Raw genomic sequence first — 4,297 nt, 5'->3', positions numbered from 1 at the left:
ACGCCGCGCGGACCCCGGCGTGTCGCACACCCAACCGCACCCACGCCCGTTCGCGCCCCGGACACGGCGCCGCCCCCGGCCCGGGAGCGGGACGGGGGCGGCAGCGCGACCGGGGATCAGGGCAGCACGGGCGGCGTGTGCCAGATCCTCTCGATGTAGTCGCGCATCGACCGGTCGGAGGAGAAGAACCCGGCGCGCGCCACGTTGAGCACCGCGGACCGCGTCCACTGGTCGGTGTCGGCGTAGAACGTGTCCACCCGGGCCTGCGCATCGACGTACGCCTGGAAGTCCGCGAGCGCGAGGAACCGGTCCTCGTGCAGCAGGTTCGAGACGATCGGCTCGAAGACGGTCCGGTCGCCGCGGGAGAACGCCCCCGAGGCGATGAGGTCCAGCGCGTGGCGCAGGTCGGCGTTCGTCTCGTAGTAGGCCGACGGGTGGTACCCGCGGTCGACGAGGTCGGAGACCTCCGGCTCGGTGAGGCCGAACAGGAAGAAGTGGTCGTCGCCGACCAGGCGCCGGATCTCGACGTTCGCGCCGTCGTCGGTGCCGATCGTCAGGGCGCCGTTGAGCGTGAACTTCATGTTGCCCGTGCCCGACGCCTCCTTGCCGGCGAGCGAGATCTGCTCGGACAGGTCGGCCGCGGGGATCAGCGTCTCGGCGAGCGTGACGTTGTAGTTGGCGGGGAACGCGACCGTGAGCCGTCCCTCGAGCGCGGGGTCGTCGTTGATCGTGCGGCCGACCGCGTTGATCAGCCCGATGATCTGCTTGGCCAGCAGGTAGCCGGGCGCGGCCTTGGCGCCAAACGCGAACGTCCGCGGGGTGACCTGCGCGATGTCCAGCTTCCCGGACTTGACCTGCTCGTACAGCGAGACGATGTGCAGCAGCTTGAGCGTCTGGCGCTTGTACTCGTGCAGGCGCTTGACCATGACGTCGAACATCGTGTCCGGGTTCACGACGATGCCGTCGCGGTGGACCAGCACGTCGGCGATCCGGTGCTTGTTCGCGGTCTTGATCTCGCGGAACCGGCGGCGGAACTCGGAGTCGTCGGCCAGCGGCTCGAGGCCCTGCAGGCGGTCCAGGTCCGTGATCCAGCCGTCGCCGATGGCCTCGGTGATCAGCCCGGACAGTCCGGGGTTGGCGAGCCGGACGAACCGGCGGGGCGTGACGCCGTTGGTGACGTTGGTGAACTTGTCCGGGTAGTACTCGGAGAAGTCGTTGAGCACCTTGTCCCGCAGGAGCTGCGAGTGCAGCTCGGCGACGCCGTTGACCTTGGTGCCCGCGACGGTGGCGAGGTAGGCCATCCGGACCGCGCGCACGGGGTACTCGGCGATGATCGACATGCGGCGCACGCGCAGCTCGTCGTCCGGGTAGGTCTCGCGCAGCTCGGCGAGGAACGCGTCGTTGATGCGGTAGATGATCTCCAGGTGCCGCGGCAGCAGCCGGCCGAGCAGGTCGACCGGCCACACCTCGAGCGCCTCGGGCAGCAGGGTGTGGCACGTGTACGCGAAGCACTTGCTGGTGACCGACCAGGCGTCGTCCCAGTCCCAGCCCTTCTCGTCGACCAGGATCCGCATGAGCTCGGGGATCGCGATGACGGGGTGGGTGTCGTTGAGCTGGAAGTTGATCCGGTCCGGCAGGTTGTGCAGGTCGTAGCCGTCGGGCAGGACCTCGTCGATGAAGTTCTTGAGCGAGGCCGCGACGAAGAAGTATTGCTGCTGCAGGCGCAGCTCCTTGCCCTGCGGCGTCGAGTCCTCTGGGTAGAGCACCTTGGTGATGTTCTCCGCGAACGTCTGCGCGCGCACCGCCTCGGCGTAGTCGCCCGAGTTGAAGATCCCGAGGTCGAACGCGTGCGTGGCCTCGGCGCTCCACAGGCGCAGCGTGTTCACGCGGCCGTTCTCGAAGCCGGGGACCATGTAGTTGTAGGGCACCGCCAGCACGGACCAGCCCGGCGTCCAGCGGCGGCGGATCACGCCGTCGTCGGCCTGGTACTGCTCGACCGTCCCGCCGAAGCTCACGCGGACCGCGGCCTCCGGGTGGGGGAACTCCCACGGCGAGCCGAGCGCCAGCCAGTCGTCGGGCTTCTCCACCTGCCAGCCGTCGACGAACGTCTGCTGGAAGATCCCGTACTCGTACCGGATGCCGTAGCCGATGCACGGCACGTTCATCGTCGCGAGCGAGTCGATGAAGCACGCGGCCAGACGTCCCAGGCCGCCGTTGCCCAGACCCGGCTCGACCTCCGCCTCGCGCAGCGTGGCCAGGTCGATGCCGAGGCTCGAGAGCCCCTCCTCGACGATCTCCTCGAGCCCGGAGGCGAGGAGCGCGTTGTCGAGCTGACGCCCGAGCAGGAACTCGGCCGAGAGGTACGCGACCGACTTCGCCTGCAGCTCACCCTGTCGACGCAGGGTCTCCAGCCAGCGCACCATGAGGTAGTGGCGCACGGTGCGCGCCATCGCGAGGTACTGGTCGTTCACGGATGCTCGGGACAGGTCCACTCCCTGCCCGAAGTTCAGCTCGCGCAGGAACTCGCGCACGAAGCCGTCGACGGTGCGCTCACGCGTGGCGGCGATGGGGGTCGGGTTCTCGGTCACCCTTGCCACGGTAGCGGGGCTGCGTGTCCAGGTCATCACCGGCGGATGACCTGCAGGTGTATCAGGGCGATGCCGGGATCGTCCTGAGGTCGAGGAGGCAGCCATGGTCAGGACGACGAACAACGGCTATGCGCGGATCGCGTCGCGCGTCTCGCCGTCACTCACGGCGATCAAGGTGGGCGGCTGCTCGACGAAGGTCCGCAAGGGCGACGCGGCCACGCTCCTGCGCTGGGTCGCGCGGCAGATCCACACGGGCGGCATCGAGTCGGCGTCCACCGTGTTCGGCTGGCGGGACCCCGCGGTCAACGCGTCCGCGGGCGGGATCCCCACGTCGAACCACCTGTCGGGCACGGCGATCGACTACAACGGCGGCCGTCATCCGTACGAGGCGACCCGGCCGCACAACTGGTCCTCGGGCTGGAGCGCGAGCGACCAGACAGCCATCCGCGCGATCCTCGAGGCGACGAGCGGCACCGTGAAGTGGGGGCTCGACTACGGACCGGGCTTCCGCGACGCGATGCACTTCGAGGTCAAGGCGAGCGCGACGGCGGTCTCGCGCGCGGCCGCCCGGCTCACGACGGGCTGGGTCACGGTCTCGTCGGACTTCCTCAACGGCCGCAGCAAGCCGTCGACGACCGCCCCCATCAAGTTCCTGCGCACCAAGGGGTTCCGCATCCGGTTCGTCGAGGTCGCCTACCGCGAGGGCCGGATCTGGCTGCGGACGAAGTTCAACACCTGGTACGCCGCGGACCTCACGACGTGGTGAGGGTCAGCTCCACTTCCACACGACGCGGGGCGTCCCGCCGCCGTTGAGCTCGCGCACCCGCCGCACGGCCCGGTGCAGGAGGCGGTACTTCTCGCGCCTCTCGTCCTCCAGGCCGTCCGCGACCAGCACGGTCCAGGGGATCAACCCGGTGAACCGCGCGAGGAGCAGGAGCACCGCGATCGCGAGGACCAGCCCCAGCTCGACCGGCAGGAACAGGATCGCCAGGACGACGGCGACGAGCGGCGCCGCGACGTACAGCACGATCGTGCCGACGACGCCGATCACCAGGCCCGCGACGTCGTCGAAGAGCTCGATGCCGTTGCCCGCGCCCTCGCGCAGCAGCTCGGGGTCGATCGACCGGCGGCGCGGCCGCCAGGGCAGGACGCGGATCTCGAGGAAGGCGATGTGGTGCTTGCTCACAGGGCTGTCAACGGCATCCAGTCGTACCGACTCAAGGCACGGACGCCAGAAGACCCGGCCTCGACGAGACCGGGTCTTCCTCACAACGTGCGCCCGAAGGGACTCGAACCCCCAACCTTCTGATCCGTAGTCAGATGCTCGGGACTCTGCTCATCAGTGCGCGCAATGCGTCCTGCATCGGACACGCCTGCCACCTCGCACTCCGCGGTCATGTGTAGGTTTGAAACTACAAATGTCCGCCGTTCGTGGCGGCGAGTCAACCCCCACCACGTCACAGGAGTGTGTCGGCGGCCTTCAGGAGGAGCACGAAAGCGAGCGGGCCGGATGGCGCGTCTGCACCGAGGCCGTGGGACTGCCCGCGTAGGACCAAGTTGGGGTCAGCATGTCGCCGCCTTCGGCAGAGCCGTTGCCCTCTGGGCGTCTCGAGCGGTCGTCCTCTCTGGGGGAAGGTGCCGACCAGTGGCGTCGCGACTGGGGTCGCAGCAACTTCTTGGCCGCGGCGGGCCGGCGCAGCGATCCGCGT

The 4,297-nt window shown here is 69.1% G+C and carries 3 protein-coding genes; 1 reads left to right on the top strand and 2 read right to left on the bottom strand.

Features of this window, described 5'->3' with window-relative positions:
- Positions 1–116 precede the first annotated feature (116 nt).
- Positions 117–2,588 (bottom strand): glycogen/starch/alpha-glucan phosphorylase, encoded by a 2,472-nt coding sequence (locus D1825_RS01015; protein ID WP_233549548.1) that lies wholly within the window; start codon positions 2,586–2,588, stop codon positions 117–119.
- A 103-nt stretch (positions 2,589–2,691) separates the two neighbouring features.
- Between D1825_RS01015 and D1825_RS01010 the strand changes: the two genes are divergently transcribed.
- Complete coding sequence (locus D1825_RS01010; RefSeq protein WP_118765662.1) at positions 2,692–3,354, top strand: M15 family metallopeptidase; 663 nt, start codon at positions 2,692–2,694, stop codon at positions 3,352–3,354.
- A 3-nt stretch (positions 3,355–3,357) separates the two neighbouring features.
- On the opposite strand, the gene D1825_RS01005 is transcribed toward D1825_RS01010, so the two are convergent.
- Entirely contained in the window at positions 3,358–3,774 is a 417-nt protein-coding gene (locus D1825_RS01005) for a hypothetical protein (protein WP_118765661.1), read from the bottom strand.
- Positions 3,775–4,297: the final 523 nt, after the last annotated feature.

Origin of the sequence: Cellulomonas rhizosphaerae (genome assembly GCF_003470205.1) — a bacterium.
Lineage (GTDB): Bacteria > Actinomycetota > Actinomycetes > Actinomycetales > Cellulomonadaceae > Cellulomonas > Cellulomonas rhizosphaerae.
This window is presented reverse-complemented; position numbering and strand designations above follow the sequence as displayed.

Bases quoted from the DNA above. Each gene is read 5' to 3' on its own strand.
- D1825_RS01010 (WP_118765662.1), top strand. From the start codon at position 2,692: ATGGTCAGGACGACGAACAACGGCTATGCGCGGATCGCGTCGCGCGTC.